Genomic DNA, 19,861 nt, shown 5'->3' on the forward strand with positions numbered 1-19,861 from the left:
TCCACCACCAGATGACGGGCCAACAACGCACCCAAACCACCCGTACCACCCGTGATCAACACCGTGCCACCGCCGTCGAACGGCGTGGTCCCCGGTTCGGGCAGGTCCTCGGCCTGGGCCACCCGGGCCAGCCGCGCCGCGAGCACCCGCCCGTCCCGCACGGCCACCTGCGGCTCCTCGGCGGTCAGCGCCGCCCGCAGCGCCGATGACGCGTCGCCGTGGTCCTCCGGGTCCAGGTCCACCAGCAGGAACTTCCCGGGGTGCTCGGTCTGCGCGGAGCGCAGCAGGCCCCACACGGCGGCCTCGGCCGGGGTGCGCACCTCACCGGAGGACCGGGCACCCATCGCACCGCGGGTCACGAACACCAGGTAGGAGTCGCCGAACCGCTCGTCGGTGACCCACGACCGCACCAGTTCCAGCGCGCGGTACGTGACGCCACGTACCTGCCCCGCCAGATCCGCCCCGTCGTCGATGCCGGCCGCGTCCGCGGCGCCCGCCACCATGACGACGTCCGGCGGTGTGGCCCCGGAGTCGACCGCCTCGCGCAGCGCGGCCAGATCCGCGTACGACACCACGTCGGCGCCCGCGCCCTCCAGGCCGGAGCGCACCCCGAGGCCGTCCGTGCCCAGCACGGCCCACGTCCCCTCGGAGGCCGGAGCCGGCGCGCCGACGGGAACGGGGGTCCAGTCCAGCCGGAAGAGCGAGTCGTGCCCGGCCGGCGCGGAGCCGGCCGACTGGATCTGCCCCTCGGCCACCAGCCGCAGCGTCAGGGAGTCGACGGTGGCCACGGCCCGACCGCTGGTGTCGGCCACGGCGATGCCGATCGAGTCGGGCCCGAGCGAGCTGAGGCGCACCCTCAGCTCCGCGGCGCCGGTGGCGCGCAGCGATACGCCGGTCCAGGAGAACGGAAGCCTGGCCAGCCCCGCTTCCTCCTGCGGTACGAACATGACGGCCTGGACCGCCGCGTCCAGGAGGGCGGGGTGCAGTCCGAACCGCTCCGCGTCCGACGCGTTCTCATCGGGCAGACGCACCTCGGCGAAGACCTCGTCACCACGGACCCACACCGCTCGCAGCCCCTGGAAGACCGGGCCGTAGGCGAAGCCGCCCGCGGCCATCCGGGCGTAGACGTCCTCGGTGTCGATCCGTTCGGCGCCCTCCGGGGGCCATGCGGCGAGGTCGGCCTGGCCGGTGTCGTCCTGCGCCGTGCTCCGCGCGAGCAGACCGGAGGCGTGCTGGGTCCACGGCTGCTCCATGGTGGAGTCTTCCGGCCGGGAGTACACGTTCAGCGAGCGCGTGCCATTCTCGTCCGGTCCGCCCACCGCCAACTGGAGGTGGACCGCGCCCCGCTCGGGCAGCACCAGCGGCGCCGTGAGGGTCAGTTCCTCGACCCGGTCGCATCCCACCTGGTCGGCGACGTGCAGGGCCAGTTCGATGAAGGCGGTGCCGGGCAGCAGGATCGTGTCCTGCACCATGTGGTCGACGAGCCACGGGTCGATCTGCGGCGAGAGGCGGCTGGTGAACAGGAAGCCGTCCGCGTCGGGCAGTTCGACGGCGGCGCCCAGCAGCGGATGCGTCGGCGGGACGAGCCCCACGGCGGTCACATCGCTGGCGAACGACGACAGGGCCTCCAGCCAGTAGCGCTCCCGCTGGAAGGCATAGGTGGGCAGCTCGACCCTGCGGGCGCCACGCCCGGTGAAGATCCGCTCCCAGTTCACCGCGACGCCGCCCACGTGGAGCTCGGCCAGCGCCGTCGTCAGTGTCCGCGCCTCGGGGCGGTCCTTGCGCAGCACCGGCACCAGGACCGGCTCGGCGGTGCCCTCGGGGCGGTCCGCCACGCAGTCCCGCGCCATCGCGGTGAGCACGCCGTCGGGACCCACCTCGATGAACCGGGTCATGCCCAGCTTCTCCAACGCCCGTACCCCGTCGGCGAACCGCACGGCCGCGCGGACGTGGCGCACCCAGTACTCCGGCGAGCACACCTCGTCCGCGCCCGCCAGCTCACCGGTCACGTTGGAGACCAGGGAGATGGCCGGCTTGGCGAAGGTCAGCTCTTCGACGACCTTGCGGAAGTCGCCGAGCATCGCGTCCATGCGCGGCGAGTGGAAGGCGTGGCTGACCCGCAGCCGCTTGGTCTTACGACCCTGCGCCGACCACTGGCCGGCGATCTCCTCTGCGGCGGCCTCGTCACCGGCGATGACCACGGCGGTCGGACCGTTGACGGCCGCGATGCTCACCTCGGCCTCACGACCGGCAAGCGTTCCCGAGACCTCTTCCTCGGACGCCTCGATGGCGACCATCGCGCCGCCCTCGGGCAGGGCCTGCATCAGCCGACCACGCGCCGCGATCAACGTGCACGCGTCCTCCAGCGAGAACACCCCGGCCACATGCGCCGCAGCGACCTCTCCCACCGAGTGACCGATCAGCACGTCCGGGGTGACACCCCAGTGCTCCAGCAACCGGAACAACGCCACCTCAACCGCGAACAACGCGGGCTGCGTGAACGCCGTCCGGTCCAGCAGTTCGGCCTCCGCACTGCCCTCCGCTGCGAACACCACCTCCCGCAGCGGACGGTCGAGCAGCACATCCAGGTGCGCGCACACCTCGTCCCACGCGTCGGCGAACACCGGGAACGTCTCGTACAACTCCCGTCCCATGCCCAGGCGTTGCGCGCCCTGACCCGAGAACAGGAAGGCCGTCTTGCCGGCCGCTCCCGCCGTGCCCCGTACGACGCCGGGCGAGGTCTCGCCCTTCGCGAGGGCGTCGAGGCCACGCAGCATGTCCGCGCGGTCCTCGCCCACCAGGGCGGCTCGCTGGTCGAAGAGGGACCGGGTCGTCGCCAGGGAGTAGCCGACGTCCACGGTGGGCATGAACTCCTCGGCCAGCGTGGCGAGTTGGTCCCGCAGCCGCTCGGCCTGGCCGCGCAGGGCGGCGTCGGTCCTGCCGGAGAGTATCCACGGCACCGGGGCCCCGGTGGTGTCCGGGGCGGTCGTGGCCCGCGGCGCCTCCGGCTCGTCGACGACCGGCGCCTGCTCGATGATCGTGTGTGCGTTGGTGCCGCTCACGCCGAAGGCGGACACCGCCGCCCGGCGCGGACGGTCCGTCTCCGGCCAGGGCACCGTCTCGGTCAGCAGCTCGACGTCGCCCGCCGACCAGTCCACGTGCGGTGTCGCCTCGTCCACGTGCAAGGTCTTGGGAAGGACGCCCTTACGCATGGCCGTCACCATCTTGATGACGCCCGCGACACCGGCCGCGGCCTGCGTGTGACCGATGTTCGACTTGATGGCGCCCAGCAGCAACGGCCGGCCCTCGGGACGGCCCTGGCCGTAGGTGGCCAGCAGTGCCTGTGCCTCGATCGGGTCGCCGAGGGGCGTGCCGGTGCCATGGGCCTCGACCACGTCCACGTCGGCGGAGGCCAGCCGGGCACCGGCCAGCGTCTGCTCGATCAGCCGTTGCTGCGACGGGCCGTTGGGCGCGGTGAGACCGTTGGAAGCACCGTCCTGGTTGATCGCCGAACCCCGGATGACGGCCAGCACCTGGTGGCCGTTGCGCCGGGCGTCCGACAGCCGCTCCACCAGGAGCATGCCCACGCCCTCGGACCAGCCGGTGCCGTCGGCCGACGCGGCGAACGCCTTGCAGCGGCCGTCGAAGGACAGCACGCGCTGGGCACTGAACTCGATGAACGTGCCCGGTGTGGCCATGATCGTGACACCGCCGGCCAGCGCCACGGAGGACTCCCCCTGGCGCAGCGACTGCACGGCCATGTGCAGGGCGACCAGCGACGACGAGCACGCGGTGTCCACCGTGACGGCCGGGCCCTCGAAGCCGAAGGTGTAGGAGATGCGGCCGGAGGAGACGCTGGGGGCGCTGCCGAGGCCGAGATACCCCTCCACTCCTTCGGCGTCCTTCAGGATGCGTGAACCGTAGTCGTGGTAGTTGGAGCCGACGAAGACTCCGGTCTGGGTTCCGCGCAGCGCCACGGGGTCGATGCCGGCGCGCTCGAACGCCTCCCAGGACGTCTCGAGGAGCAGCCGCTGCTGCGGGTCGATCGCCATCGCCTCGCGCGGCGAGATCCCGAAGAACGCCGGGTCGAAGTGGCCGACCTCGTCGAGGAAGCCGCCCGCCCTGACATAGCTGGTGCCGGACTTCTCGGGGTCCGGGTCGTAGAGGCTGTCGACGTCCCAGTCGCGGTCCTCGGGGAACCCGGAGATCACATCGCCCTCGGCCATCAGCAGGTCCCACAGCGCCTCGGGGCTGCGTACCCCGCCGGGGAACCGGCAGCTCATGCCGATGATGGCGATCGGCTCATCGGTGGCGACGGACGTGTCGAGCGCCTCCGGCCGCTTGGGCGCGGCGGCGCCCCCGGTGGCCGGCTGCTTGCCGAACATCTCGGTGTGCAGGTACCGGGCCAGCACCGTGGCGGACGGGTAGTCGAAGACACAGGTGACCGGCAGTCGGAGGCCGGTGACCACGCCGAGGCGGTTGCGCAGCTCGACGGCGGTCAGCGAGTCGAAGCCGAGGTCGCGGAAGGCGCGGTCGGCCTCCACCGCGTCGGCGCTGTCGTAGCCGAGGACGTCGGCGGCCTGGTTGCGCACCAGTTCCAGGAGGAGCCCCGGCTGCTCGGCGGGGGACAGCTCGGCCATCTCCCGGCGCAGCGCGGAGATCGCGTCGTCGCCGTCGCTCGCGTCCGCACCAGCGGTGGCAGCGGCAGCGGGGCGGTTCAGCTCGGGCACCTCGCGGAACAGCGCGTTCGGACGTGAGCCGACGAACTCCGGCTGGAAGCGGTCCCAGTCGATCTCGGCGATGACCAGGAACGTCTCGTCCAGTTCAAGCGCCTGCTGCATTCCGGAGATCGCCAGCTCGGGCGCCATCCCGACCACGCCGGAACGGTCCATCCGCTCGCCGACCTGGCCGGAGCCGAGTCCGCCACCGGCCCACGCGCCCCAGCCGATCGAGGTGGCGGGAAGTCCATCAGCGCGCCGCTGCAACGCCAGTGCGTCGAGGTAGGAATTGCCCGCCGCGTAACTGCCCTGCCCCGGGCCGCCCAGGGTGGCGGCGCCGGAGGAGAAGAGCACGAAGGCTGACAGGTCCATCCCGGCGGTCAGCTCGTGCAGGTTCCGCGTCGCGTCCACCTTCGGACGCAGTACGCCGGCCGCCCGCTCCACCGTCAGGGCGTCCACCACACCGTCGTCCAGCACACCGGCGGTGTGCACCACACCGGTCAGCGGGAACTCGCTCGGAATCGCGTCCAGAACCGCCGCCAGAGCCTCCCGGTCGGCCGCATCACACGCCGCCACCGTCACCCGCGCACCCAGACCCTCAAGCTCCGCCTTCAACTCGGCGGCACCCTCAGCCTCCAACCCACGACGGCTGGTCAACACCAGATGCTCAGCACCCGTACGCGCCAACCAACGCGCCACATGACCACCCAACGCACCCGTACCACCGGTCACCAACACCGAACCCGAGCTCTGCCAGGACCCACGGCCCGCCGCGTCCTCGGCCACCGTGGCCCGCACCATGCGCTTGGCGAACACGCCGGAGCCGCGCACCGCGACCTGGTCCTCGCCCTCCGCACCCGCCAGCACCCCGACCAGCCGGGCCGCCGCACGGCTGTCCACGGTCTCGGGCAGATCGACCGCGCCACCCCAGCGCTGGGGGTACTCCGCCCCCACGATCCGGCCCAGGCCCCACACCAGCGACTGCACCGGGCTCACCAGCCGGTCCGAACGACCCACCGACACCGCACCCCGAGTACCGCACCACAACGGAGCCGTCACACCCGCATCACCCAGCCCCTGAACCAGCCCCACCAACGCGGCAAACCCAGCAGGCACACCCTCGAAGAACTCGTGCCCCGACTCGTCCAACGCCAGCAGCGAGAACACACCCGCCACACCCGACGGCTCCACCCCAGCCCCGTCGAGCGCCGCACGCAGCCGCTCCGCGACCACCTCGCGGTCGTTGCCCGATGCGTCCAGCACCACGCGGACGACAGCGGCCCCGTTCGCCTCCAGCCCGTTCACCGTGGCGGACACCAGGGCGTCATCGGCGTGCGACGCGGGAAGGACGACGAGCCAGGCGCCCGAGAGGGCCGCGTCGGTGGCGGACGCCAGGGGCTTCCAGACCACCTTGTAGCGCCAACTGTCGACCGTGTTCTGCTCACGCCGCTGACGACGCCAGGACGACAGCGCGGGAAGCAGCGCCGTCAACGACGACTGCGCCTCCGCACCCTCCACCTCCAACGTACGGACCAGCGACTCCAGGTCCTCGCGCTCGACGGCCTCCCAGAACCGGGCGTCCACAGCGTCCGCGCCCAGGTCGTCGGCGGTGGCCGACATCTCCCAGCCCGACACGTCCAGCCAGTACCGCTGCCGCTGGAAGGCGTACGTCGGCAGCTCCACCCGGCGGGCGCCCCGGCCCCCGATCAGAGCGGTCCAGTCGACCGTGACACCCCGCACGAACACCTCGGCGGCGGAGGTCAGGAACCTCTCGGTCCCGCCCTCATCGCGGCGCAACGTGCCGGTGACCAACGCTTGCGCTTCGACGGCCTCCACCGTCTGCTGCACGGGCAGGGTGAGTACGGGATGCGGGCTCACCTCGATGAACACGGTGTGACCGTCATCGAGCAGGGTGCGGGTGGTGGCCTCAAGCTCCACGGTCTGGCGCAGGTTCCGGTACCAGTACTCCGCGTCCAGACCCGCCGTGTCCAGCAGCTCACCGGACACGGTGGAATAGAACGGCACCTGCGAGGAGCGCGGCGCGATGTCGACCAGGGCCTTCAGCAGCTCCTCGCGGATCTCCTCCACGTGCGCGGAGTGCGAGGCGTAGTCCACCGGAACCCGGCGGACCCGGACCTCCTCACCCTCCAGTTGGGTGACCATCTCATCCAACGCGCCGGGATCACCGGAGACGACAACCGAACCCGGGCCGTTGACCGCCGCGACCGAAATCGCGCCGTCCCAGGCCGCGATGCGCTCCCTGACCTGGTCGACCGGCAACCCGACCGACACCATGCCACCCCGGCCAGCAAGCCCAGCAGCGATGGCCTGCGACCGCAAGGTCACCACCTTCGCGGCGTCCTCCAGCGACAACGCACCCGCCACACAAGCAGCCGCGATCTCGCCCTGGCTGTGTCCCATGACCGCGTCAGGCTCGACACCCACCGAACGCCACAACTTCGCCAGCGACACCATCACCGCGAACAACACCGGCTGAACGACATCCACCCGGTCAAAACCGGGAGCGCCCTCAGCACCACGCAGGACATCCGTCAGCGACCAGTCCACATGGACCGACAGAGCCGACTCACACTCACCGATCGCCTCCGCGAACACCGGCGAGGAGTCCAACAACCCCACCGCCATACCCACCCACTGCGCACCCTGACCCGGGAACACAAACACCGAACGACCGGCGTCGCCGGTCCTCCCGCGTACCACTCCGTTCGACGTCGACGTGACGGTGTCCTCGGCGATCGCCTCAAGACCCTGGAGGAGTGCCTCGCGGTCGGCTCCGGTCACCACGGCCCGGTGCTCGAAGGCGGACCTGGTCGTCGCCAGCGAGAGGGCCACCTCCGCCACGTCCAACTCCGGGCGGTCCGCGAGGAATTCACGCAGCTTCCCGGCCTGCGCCCGCAGCGCCTCCGCGCCACGGCCCGACACCGGCCAGGCCACCGGGCCGTCGACGGCCTCGGCCTCATCGGCCTCCGTCTCCTCGGCCTCGGGAGCCTGCTCCAGGATGGTGTGCACGTTGGTGCCGCTCATGCCGAACGAGGACACCGCGGCGCGCCTCGGGTGCTCCCGGTCCGGCCACGGGATCGAATCGTTCAGCAGGGAGACGGCGCCTGCGGTCCAGTCGATGTGCGGCGAGGGCTCGTCCGCGTGGAGCGTCTTGGGCAGCACGCCCGCACGCATGGCCATCACCATCTTGATGACGCCCGCGACACCGGCGGCGGCCTGCGTGTGACCGAAGTTCGACTTGATGCCGCCCAGCCACAGCGGCTGGTCCGCGGGCCGGTCCTGGCCGTACGTGGCCAGCAGCGCCTGCGCCTCGATCGGGTCACCCAGCGACGTGCCCGTACCGTGCGCCTCCACCGCGTCGACCTCGGCGGCCGACAGACGGGCGCTGGTCAGCGCCTGCCGGATGACGCGCTGCTGCGAGATGCCGTTGGGCGCCGTCAGACCGTTGGACGCGCCGTCCTGGTTGATGGCCGAGCCCCGGACGACGGCCAGCACCTGGTGGCCGTTGCGCCGGGCGTCCGACAGCCGCTCCACGAGCAGCATGCCGACGCCTTCGCCCCAGCCCGTGCCGTCGGCCGCGGCGCCGAACGGCTTGCACCGGCCGTCCGCGGCAAGGCCGCGCTGCCGGCTGAACTGGATGAACGCCGACGGGGTGGACATCACCGTGACGCCACCGGCCAGCGCGAGGGTGCACTCGCGCTGGCGCAGCGCCTGGACGGCGAGGTGCAGGGCCACCAGGGACGACGAACAGGCCGTGTCCACGGAGAGCGCGGGGCCCTCCAGGCCCATGGTGTAGGAGATCCGGCCGGAGACGATGCTCGCCGCGTTGCCGGTGCCCGAGTGGCCCTCGACGTCCTCCAGGCTCTCGGCCGCGCCGAGCGTGAGCATGGAGTAGTCCTGGCCGTTGGTGCCGACGAACACACCGGTCCTGCTGCCCCGCAGGGACATCGGGTCGATGCCCGCGCGCTCGAACGCCTCCCAGGACGTCTCAAGCAGCAGCCGCTGCTGGGGGTCCATCGAGAGCGCCTCACGCGGGGAGATCCCGAAGAACCCCGGGTCGAACCGGTCGGCGTTCTCCAGGAAGCCGCCCTCGGTCGTATAGCTGGTGCCGGGACGGTCCGGGTCCTCGTCGTAGAGGGCGTCGATGTCCCAGCCCCGGTCCATGGGGAATTCCGCGACCGCGTCGGTACCGTCCGCCACCAAGCGCCACAGGTCTTCGGGAGAGCTCACCCCGCCGGGGAACCGGCAGCTCATGGCGACGATCGCGATCGGTTCCTGGTCGGCCGACTCGGCCTCAAGCAGACGCTGGCGAGTCTGCTGGAGATCCGCGGTCACCCGCTTGAGATAGTCGAGAAGCTTCTCTTCGTTCATTGTTATGTCACCCATGGAAGTAGTAAGGAACGGCCCTCGGGAACCAACCGCGCCAGCTCAGGAGATCCCGAGCTCCTTGTCGATGAAGTCGAAGATCTCGTCCGACGTCGCCGACTGGATCTTGTCCGAAACCGCCTTCTTGCCGGAGTTGCGCGCGTCCTGCTCCGCCTCTCCCCACTTCAGGAGGATCGTTTGCAGTCGCGTCGTGATCCTCGGCCGGTCCACGTCGTCGGCGGAGATCGTGGCCATCGCCGCTTCGATCCGGTCCAGTTCGCTGAGGATCGGTGTGGCCGCTGAGACCCCGTCCTCGACGACGTCGGTACGCAGTCGCCGGGCGAGCGCCACCGGCGTCGGGTGGTCGAAGACGATCGTCGCGGGCAGGCGCAGGCCCGTCGCGGCGTCGAGCCGGTTGCGCAGTTCGACGGCGGTCAGCGAGTCGAAGCCGAGTTCCCTGAAGGCCCGCTGGGACTCGACCGACTCCACCGACGGGAAGCCGAGTACGACGGCCACCTGGGTGGTGACCAGGTCGAGCAGCGCCCGTTCCTGCTCCGCCTCCGACAGTCCGGCCAGTCGCTCACGCAGTTCCGATCCACCGGTCTCGAACCCCGCGGTGGCACTGCCCGCGGTCGCGGCCTCCAGGATGCGCCGCGCCTCGGGCATCTCGTCCAGCAGCCTGCTGGCCCGTACGGCGGTGTAGGACGGTACGAAGCGTTCCCAGTCGAGGTCGGCGACGGCCAGGTGTGTCTCGTGGAGGTCGAGGGCCTGCTGGAGCGCCATCACCGCCAGCTCCGGCGTCATCGCGGCCATGCCGCCGCGGCGCAGCCGGTCCTCCAGCGCCCCGTCGACCGCCATGCCGCCCTCGGCCCACGGGCCCCAGGCCACCGAGGTGGCGGGAAGGCCCGGGGCCCGGCGCTGCTGCGCCAGGGCGTCGAGGTAGGCGTTGGCCGCCGCGTAACTGCCCTGCCCGGCCCCGCCGATCGCCCCGGCGAGCGAGGAGAACAGCACGAACGCGGACAGGTCGAGACCCTCGGTGAGCTCGTGCAGATGGCGGGCCCCGTCCACCTTGGGACGCAGCACGCCCGCCACCCGCTCCACCGACATCGAGTCCAGGACTCCGTCGTCCAGGACGCCCGCCGCGTGCACGACGGCGTTCAGCGGATACCGCTCGGGGATGGCGGCCAGTACGGCGGCCAGGGCGTCGCGGTCGGCGGTGTCACAGGCCGCGATGGTCACCTCGGTGCCCAGGGCGGTGAGTTCGTCGCGCAGTTCGGCCGCGCCGTCGGCTTCCAGGCCACGGCGGCTGGTCAGCACCAGGTGCTCGGCGCCGGCGCCCGCCAGCCACCGGGCCACCTGGCTGCCCACTCCCCCGGTGCCGCCGGTCACCAGCACCGAGCCGCGCGCGCCCCACGGCCGGGCCGTGGTCCGCGGCGCGTCGGCCCGCACCAGGCGCCGGGTGAACACGCCGGACGTGCGCACCGCCACCTGGTCCTCAAACTCGCCCGCACCGCCGCCCAGCACACCGGACAGCCGGTTCGCGGCCCGCTCGTCCAGCGTCTGTGGGAGGTCCACCAGACCGCCCCAGAGCCTGGGGTGCTCCAGTCCGGCGACCCGGCCGAGGCCCCAGATCTGCGCCTGGGCGGCGCTGCGCAGGGTGTCGGACCCGGTCACCGAAACGGCGCCCCGGGTCGCCACCCACAGCGGAGCCTCGACACCGGCGTCCACGAGTGCCTGCAACGCGACGAGGTTCAGCGCGAGCCCTCGCGGCACCACCGTGTGCCCGGCGCAGGGGTCCTCATCCAGGGCCAGCAGGGAGAGCACCCCGCTGGCGGCCCCATCGGACGCGCCTTCGACCGCGGTGCGCAGCCGCTCGGCGACCGCCGCGCGGTCGACGTCCGCCGCACCGTCGAGCACGATCCGCACCACGTCCGCGCCCTGCCGCTCGAACATGGTCACCGCGGAGGTGACCAGCGCGTCGTCGGCGTACGACTGGGGAACCATGACCAGCCAGGTGCCGGTCAGCGCCCGCTCCGCGAGCTCGGACACCGCGTTCCACGCGATCTGGTAGCGCCAGCCGTCCACGGTGGACCGCTCGCGGTGGCCCTTGCGGTACGACGACAGGGCGGGGAGCACCTCGGTCAGCGAGGCGTTCTTGTCGACGTCCAGCGCGGTGGTCAGCGCCTCCAGGTCCGCGCGCTCGACCGCGTCCCAGAACCGGGCGTCGACCGAGTCCGCGGAGGCGGCGGAGTCAAGGGCGCCGTCCTCGGGGGCGTCCAGCCAGTACCGCTGCCGCTGGAACGCGTACGTCGGCAGGTCGACCCGCCGGACGTCCTCGCCGGCGAACAGGGCCTCCCAGTCGACGGTGGCGCCGTGCACGTGGAGTTCGGCCAGCGCCGTCGTCAGCGCCTGGGCCTCGGCGCGGTCCTTGCGCAGCGCGGGCACCACGACGGGGGCTGAAGCCTCCTGGGCCGTCAGGCACTCCCGCGCCATCGCCGCGAGCACACCGTCGGGGCCGACCTCGAAGAACCTGGTCACGCCCGCGTTCTCCAGGGAGCGCAGCCCGTCCAGGAAGCGTACGGCCTCCCGCACGTGCCGCACCCAGTACTCCGGCGAGCACACCTCGTCGGCGCCCGCCGACTTGCCCGTCACATTGGAGATCAGGGCGATGACGGGCGGGGCGAACGACAGCCCCTCGACGACCTTGCGGAAGTCGTCCAGCATCGCGTCCATGCGCGGCGAGTGGAAGGCGTGGCTGACCCGCAGCCGCTTGGTCTTACGACCCTGCTGCTCCCACTGCCCGGCGATCTCCTCTGCGGCGGCCTCGTCACCGGCGATGACCACGGCGGTCGGGCCGTTGACCGCGGCGACGCTCACCTCGGCCGCACGACCGGCAAGCGTTCCCGAGACCTCCTCCTCAGATGCCTCGACGGCGACCATCGCGCCGCCCTCGGGCAGGGCCTGCATCAACCGGCTGCGGGCGGCGACCAGCGTGCACGCGTCCTCCAGCGAGAACACCCCCGCCACATGCGCGGCAGCGATCTCACCGATGGAGTGGCCCATCACCACGTCCGGTGCCACACCCCACGCGGCCAGCAGCCGGAACAGCGCCACCTCGATGGCGAACAGCGCGGGCTGCGTGAACGCCGTCTGGTTCAGCAGCTCGGCATCCGCGCCGCCCTCCGCCGCGAACATCACGTCCTTCAGCGGACGGTCAAGCAGCACGTCAAGCTGGGCACACACCTCGTCCAGCGCACGGGCGAACACCGGGTAGGCGTCGTACAACTCCCGTCCCATACCGAGCCGTTGCGCACCCTGGCCGGAGAACAGGAACGCCGTGATCCCCGTCGGAGTCGCGACCGCGCGCACGACGCCGGGGGCGTCCTCGGCAGCGGCGACGGCCTCAAGTCCGCGCAGCAGCTCTGCACGGTCCGCGCCGGTCAGTACGGCACGGTGCTCGAACACCGAACGGGTGGCGACCAGGGAGTAGCCGACGTCCTTCAGGCTCAGCTCCGGATGTGCGGTCAGTTGTGCCCGCAGTCGCCGTGCCTGGGCCCGCAGTCCGTCCGCGCTCCGGGCGGAGAGCGTCCAGGGCGCCGTGCCGCGGTCGTCGGGAGACGTCGCCTCGGCCGGTCGGGGGTCCTCGGCTTCCGAGGGGGCCTGCTCGATGATGGTGTGCGCGTTGGTGCCGCTCACGCCGAAGGCGGAGACGCCGGCCCGGCGCGGATGCCCGGTCTCGGGCCACTCGGTGGACTCCGTCAGCAGCCGCACCTCACCCGCCGACCAGTCCACCTGGCTCGACGGCTCATCCACGTGCAGCGTCTTCGGCAGGACGCCCTGCTGCATCGCCAGCACCATCTTGATGACACCAGCGAGCCCGGACGCAGCCTGGGTGTGACCGATGTTCGACTTCAGCGCACCCAACAGCAACGGCTGCCCCTCAGGACGCTCCCGACCGTACGTGGCCAGCAACGCCTGCGCCTCGATCGGGTCACCCAACGTCGTACCCGTACCGTGCGCCTCGACCGCGTCGACCTCGGCGGCCGACAGTCCAGCACTCGCCAACGCCTGCCGGATCACCCGCTGCTGCGACGGACCGTTCGGCGCCGTCAGACCATTGGACGCACCGTCCTGGTTGACCGCGCTACCGCGCACGACGCCCAGCACCTGGTGTCCGTTGCGCCGCGCGTCCGACAGCCGCTCCACGAGCAGCACGTCGACGCCCTCGCTCCAGCCCGTACCGTCCGCGGCGTCCGCGAACGGCTTGCAGCGGCCGTCGGGCGCGAGCCCGCCCTGCCGGCTGAACTCGACGAACGCCATCGGGGTGGCCAGCACCGCCACGCCGCCGACCAGCGCCATGTCGCACTCGCCCTGACGCAGCGACTGGCAGGCCAGGTGCAGGGCCACCAGCGACGAGGAGCAGGCGGTGTCCACCGTGATGGCGGGGCCTTCCAGGCCGTAGGTGTAGGCGAGGCGGCCGGAGACGACGCTGCCGGCGTTACCGGTCAGCAGGTGGCCCTCGACGTCCTCGGGCACCGTCTCCAGGTTGGTGCCGTATCCGGAGCCCGAGAAGCCGACGAACACACCGGTCTGGCTGCCCCGCACCGATGCGGGGTTGATGCCCGCCCGCTCGAACGCCTCCCAGGAGGTCTCCAGGAGCAGCCGCTGCTGCGGGTCGGTCGCCAGCGCCTCACGGGGCGAGATCCCGAAGAAGCCGGGGTCGAACTCGCCCGCGTCGTAGAGGAATCCGCCTTCCCGGGCGTAGAACGTGCCCGGCCGGTCCGGGTCGGGGTCGTACATGCCCGACAGGTCCCAGCCGCGGTCCGACGGGAACGCCGAGATGGCGTCACCGCCGCCGTCGATGAGCTGCCACAGGTCCTCCGGGCTCCGCACCCCACCGGGCAGGCGGCAGCTCATGGAGACGATCGCGATGGGCTCGTCGTCCGCGCCGGAGCCCGCGGGGCCCTGGGCACCGGTGGCCGGCGCCTGGGACGTGGTGCCCAGTACCTCGGCGCGCAGGTGCGCCGCGAGCACGCCGGCGCTGGGGTAGTCGAAGACCAGCGTGGCGGGGAGGCTGAGGCCGGTCTCGGCAGCCAGCCGGTTGCGCAGGTCGACCGCGGTCAGCGAGTCGAAGCCCAGGTCGCGGAAGGCCCGGTTCGGCTCGACCAGCTCGGCGGATGCGTAGCCGAGTACGGAGGCCGCGTGCCTGCGTACCAGATCGAGCAGCGCCCGGTCCCGCTCGCCCTCGGTGAGCGGCTTCAGCCGTTCCCGCAACTGGGCCCCGGCGGCGTCGGCGCTCTCGCCGTCCCCGCCCTTCGTCTCCAGCGCCGCAACCTCGTCGAGATCGCTGAGGAACGGGCTGGGCCGGACCGCGGTGAACGAGGGCGCGAACCGCTCCCAGTCCACGTCGACGACCGTGACCACACCGTCGTCACCGGCCACTGCGCGTTCCAGTGCGGCGATCGCCAACTGGGGTGCCATCGCGGGCAGTCCGCGCCGCGCTAGCTGCTCCCCCGCGTCGCCCCGGGTGGCCATGCCGCCCTCGGCCCAGGGGCCCCAGGAGACGGCAGTGCCCGCGAGACCCCGCGCACGGCGCCGCTCGACCAGCGCGTCCAGGAAGGCGTTCGCGGAGCCGTAGACGCCCTGGCTGCCGCCGCCCCACACACCGGAGATGGAGGAGAAGACCACGAACGCGTCGAGCTCACGGTCACCGAGCAGCTCATCCAGGTTGACGGCGCCCGCCACCTTGCCGGACACGACCGTGGCCGCGTCGGCGAGCTCCGTCTCCAGCAGGGAGGCCGCGAGCGTGACGCCCGCCGCGTGCACCACCGCGGTGAGCGGCCGGTCCTTGGGTACGGCGTCCAGGACGGCGGCGAGCGCGTCGCGGTCGGCGGCGTCGCACGCGGCCACCGTCACCTCGGCGCCCATGCCCTCCAGCTCTGCCTTCAGCTCGGCGGCGCCTTCGGCTTCGAGACCGCGGCGGCTGGTCAGCACCAGGTGCTCGGCGCCGCTACGGACCAGCCAGCGGGCCACCTGCCCGCCGAGCCCGCCCGTGCCACCGGTCACCAGCACGGTGCCGCGCGCCCGCCACGAGGTCCCTTCGCCGACGGCCGCAGCCGAGCGCGCCAGACGGCGTACGAAGACACCGGAGCCGCGCACCGCGACCTGGTCCTCGCCGTCCTCGACGGACAGCGCACCGGCCAGCCGCTGTGCGCCGCGCCGGTCCAGTGTCTCGGGCAGGTCCACCAGACCGCCCCACAGGGGCGGCAGTTCCAGAGCGGCCACCCGGCCGAGCGCCCAGACCATCGCCTGGGCCGGGCTGGTGAGCCGGTCGGAACGGCCCACCGAGACGGCGCCGCGCGTACCGCACCACAGCCGGGCCGGAAGTTCGGCCTCGACCAGGGCCCGCACCAGCACCAGGGTCAGCGCATAGCCGCCGGTCAGCGCCGGATGGCCGGGGCAGGGCCGCTCGTCCAGGGCGAGCAGCGACAGCACACCGCCCAGCTCGGGCGCCTCGGCGGCCACCACGCGCAGCCGCTCCGCCAGCACGTCCGCATCGAGGTCCCGCTCGTCCACGACGACCGGGACGACACCCGCGCCGTGCTGTTCGAGCCCGGCGACGACGCCCGAGACCAGTTCGTCCTCGGTGTGGGACGCCGGAACCACCACGAGCCACGTCCCCGACAGTGAGCCGTCGGCGGCGTCGGAGAGCGGCTTCCACGAGACCCGGTAGCGCCATCCGTCGATCGTGGACCGGTCGCGGTTGTTGCGGTGATACGCGGACAGGGCGGGCAGCACGGCGCTCAGCGGCGCCTCGCTGTCGACCGCCAGCGTCCCCGCCAGCGACTCCAGGTCCTGACGCTGTACCACGTCCCAGAACCGCTCGTCGACGGAGCCGGTGCCATCGGCCACGCCGCCGCCGGGCGGCAGGCCGAACCCGTCGAGCCAGTAGCGCTCACGCTGGAAGGCGTACGTCGGCAGCTCGACCCGCCGACCGCCCCGGCCCTCCAGGGTGACGGTCCAGTCGACCTTGACGCCCCGCGCGAACACCTCGGCGGCGGAGGTCAGGAACCGCTCGGTCCCGCCCTCATCGCGCCGCAGCGTGCCGACGACCACGGCCTGCGCCTCGGCAGCCTCCACCGTCTGCTGCACGGGAAGGGTGAGTACGGGATGCGGGCTCACCTCGATGAACACGGTGTGGCCACTGCCGAGCAGGGTGCGGGTGGTGGCCTCAAGCTCGACCGTCTGGCGCAGGTTCCGGTACCAGTACTCCGCGTCCAGACCGGCCGTGTCCACCAACTCACCGGAGACCGTCGAGTAGAAAGGCACTTCAGCGGTACGAGGCTTCAGGTCCGCCAGGACCTTCAACAGTTCCTCGCGGATCGACTCCACGTGGGCGGAGTGCGAGGCGTAGTCCACCGGAACCCGGCGGACCCGGATCTCCTCACCCTCCAGTTGGGTGACCATCTCATCCAACGCACCGGGATCACCGGAGACAACAACCGAGCCCGGGCCATTGACCGCAGCAACGGATATCGCGCCGTCCCAGGCGGTGAGGCGTTCCTTGATCTGGTCGACCGGCAGCCCGACCGACACCATCCCGCCACGACCCGCGAGACCGGCAGCGATGGCCTGCGACCGCAGCGCCACCACCTTCGCGGCATCCTCCAGCGACAACGCACCCGCCACACAAGCAGCCGCGATCTCACCCTGACTGTGACCCATCACCGCGTCAGGCTCCACACCCACCGAACGCCACAACTTCGCCAACGACACCATCACCGCAAACAACACCGGCTGCACCACATCCACCCGGTCAAAACCAGGCGCACCCTCAGCACCACGCAACACATCCGTCAGCGACCAGTCCACATAAGCCGACAGAGCCGACTCACACTCACCCACCGCCTCAGCAAACACTGGCGAGGAATCCAACAACCCCACCGCCATACCCACCCACTGCGCACCCTGACCCGGGAACACAAACACCGAACGACCACGCACATCCGCCACACCACGCGCCACACCCGAGACCACCTCGTCCCCGGCCAACGCACCCAACCGCGCCAAAAGCTCCTCGCGATCAGCGCCCGTCACCACCCCACGGTGCTCAAACACCGAACGCGACGACACCAACGACCGCGCCACATCAGCAACACCCAACTCCGGACGCCCCGCCACGAACTCCCGCAACCGCCCCGCCTGCGCCCGCAACCCAGCCGCACTACGACCCGACACCACCCAAGCCACCGGACCGTCGACGGCCTCGGGCTCGGCGTCCTCGACCACCTCGGCCTCCGGCGCCTCCTCCAGAATCGCGTGCGCATTCGTCCCGCTGATGCCGAACGAGGACACGCCCGCCCGCCGGGGCCGCTCGGTCTCGGGCCAGGGCGTCGACTCGTTGAGCAGTCGGACGTCGCCGTCGGACCAGTCGATCTGGGTGGACGGCTCGTCCGCGTGGAGGGTCTTGGGCAGCACACCCTCGCGCATGGCCATCACCATCTTGATGACCCCGCCGACACCGGCGGCGGACTGGGAGTGGCCGATGTTGGACTTCAGCGATCCCAGCCACAGCGGCTGGCCCTCGGGGCGGTCCTGGCCGTACGTGGCCAGCAGCGCCTGCGCCTCGATCGGGTCACCCAACGACGTACCCGTACCGTGCGCCTCCACCGCGTCCACGTCGGCCGGCGTCAAGTCCGCGTTCTTCAGTGCCTGGCGGATCACCCGCCGCTGCGAGGGGCCGTTGGGCGCCGTAAGACCGTTGGAAGCGCCGTCCTGGTTGATGGCCGAGCCCCGGACGACGGCCAGCACCTGGTGGCCGTTGCGCCGGGCGTCGGACAGCCGCTCCAGGAGGAGCAGGCCCACGCCCTCGGCCCAGCCGGTGCCGTCGGCGCCCGCACCGAACGCCTTGCACCGGCCGTCGGGAGCGAGCCCGCCCTGCCGGCTGAACTCCACGAACATGCTGGGGGTGAACATGACCGCGACGCCGCCCGCCAGGGCCAGCGAGCACTCCTCCTGGCGGAGCGCCTGGCAGGCCAAGTGCAGGGCGACCAGCGACGACGAGCACGCCGTGTCCACCGTCACCGCAGGCCCTTCCAGGCCCAGGGTGTAGGCCACCCGGCCGGACACCACGGAGGTGGCGTTGCCCGCGAGCAGCAGCCCCTCGACGCCTTCGGGCATCTCGCTCACTCCGGCGCCGTAGCCGGAGGACGAAGCGCCGACGAACACACCGCCCCGGCTGCCCCGCACCGACGCCGGGTCGATCCCGGCCCGCTCGAACGCCTCCCACGCGGTCTCAAGCAGCAGCCGCTGCTGCGGGTCGGTGGCGAGTGCCTCCCGCGGGCTCATGGAGAAGAAGCCGGGGTCGAAGTCGCCGGGGGTGTCCAGGAATCCGCCCTCGCGGACGGAGAAGGTCCCGGACCGCTCCGCGTCGGCGTCGAAGAAGCCGTCGACGTCCCAGCCCCGGTCGGGCGGGAACTCGGTGATGCCGTCGCCGCCCTCGGCGACGAGCTGCCACAGCTCCTCCGGAGTCTTCACGCCTCCGGGGTACCGGCAGCTCATCGCCACGATGGCGATGGGCTCCCGGTCCCGCTCCTCCACCTGTCGAAGTCGCCGACGAGCCTGACGCAGGTCAGCCGTCACCTTCTTGAGGTAGTCAAGGAGTTTTTCGTCTTCCGCCACTATTCCCAGCCCCTTGAAACACTCTGTGAGTTCCAGCTCGCCACGTCAGGACATTCCGAATTCGTCATCGATGAGTTTGAAGATCTCGTCGGCAGTGGCCGATTCGATCTCGCTGCCGTCGTCCAGGTCGTCGTCCGCCGCTGTCCCGGCGCCGGACACCTGGCCGCTGCCGCCGGCGGACCACTTCGCCACCAGCCCCTGGAGCCGCGCCATGGCCTGGGCGTGCGCCTCGCTGTCGGATGCGAGCGCCGACAGGGTGGATTCCAGCCGGTCGAGTTCTCCGAAGACGGGCTCGGTCGCGGGCCCGTCGGCGGGGACGATCTCCTCGCACAGGAACCGCGCGAGCGACGCCGGGGTCGGGTAGTCGAACACGAGGGTCGCCGGCAGCCGCGTTCCGGTGATCGCGTTGAGCCGGTTGCGCAGCTCGACGGCCGACAGGGAGTCGAAGCCCAGGTCCTTGAAGGCGTGTCCGGGTTCGATGGCCTGCCCCGACGCGTAGCCGAGGACGACGGCCACCTGGTCGCACACCAGGTCCACCAGGATGCGCTCGCGCTCCGTCTCGGACTTCCCGGCCAGGTGCTGCTTGAGCGCGGCGGCCGGATCGGCCGTGGTGCTCGTGGCCGCCGACTCCGCAGTCCGGCGGGCAGGTGCGCGCACCAGTCCGCGCAGGAGCGCCGGTACCGGCTCGCCCACCGAGGACATGTCCATCGTCATGGGCACCAGGACGGCACCGTCGAGATCGCGGGTCGTGTCGAACAGCGTGAGCCCGGCCTCGGGGGTGAGGGCGACCATGCCGGTCCTGGTCATCCGGGTGACGTCGGCGTCGGCCAGTTCGGTGGTCATACCGCCGTCCTGCGTCCACGGCCCCCACACGAGGGAGGTCGCCGCGAGGCCCGCGGCCCTGCGGTGCTGGGCGAGGGCGTCCATGAAGGCGTTGCCCGCGGCGTAGTTGGCCTGGCCCGCGCCGCCGAAGGTTCCGGAGACGGAGGAGAACAGGATGAACGCGGAGAGGTCGAGGTCGCGGGTCAGCTCGTGCAGGTGCAGCGCCGCATCCACCTTCGGACGCAACACCCTGT

Annotated in this window: 3 protein-coding genes; all 3 read right to left on the reverse strand. The window is 71.9% G+C overall.

The genetic code is table 11. The features are described from left to right. The coding region (locus tag AAHZ94_RS09605) for a type I polyketide synthase (protein ID WP_349992188.1) at positions 1–9,110 on the reverse strand (9,110 nt) is incomplete at its 3' end. A 57-nt stretch (positions 9,111–9,167) separates the two neighbouring features. Beyond that, positions 9,168–18,785 (reverse strand): type I polyketide synthase, encoded by a 9,618-nt coding sequence (locus tag AAHZ94_RS09610; protein ID WP_349992186.1) that lies wholly within the window; start codon positions 18,783–18,785, stop codon positions 9,168–9,170. Positions 18,786–18,830: 45 nt separating this feature from the next. Continuing rightward, positions 18,831–19,861: KR domain-containing protein (locus AAHZ94_RS09615; protein WP_349992187.1), on the reverse strand; the 1,031-nt coding region annotated here is incomplete at its 5' end.

Source organism: Streptomyces sp. HSW2009 (assembly GCF_040240285.1).
GTDB lineage: Bacteria > Actinomycetota > Actinomycetes > Streptomycetales > Streptomycetaceae > Streptomyces.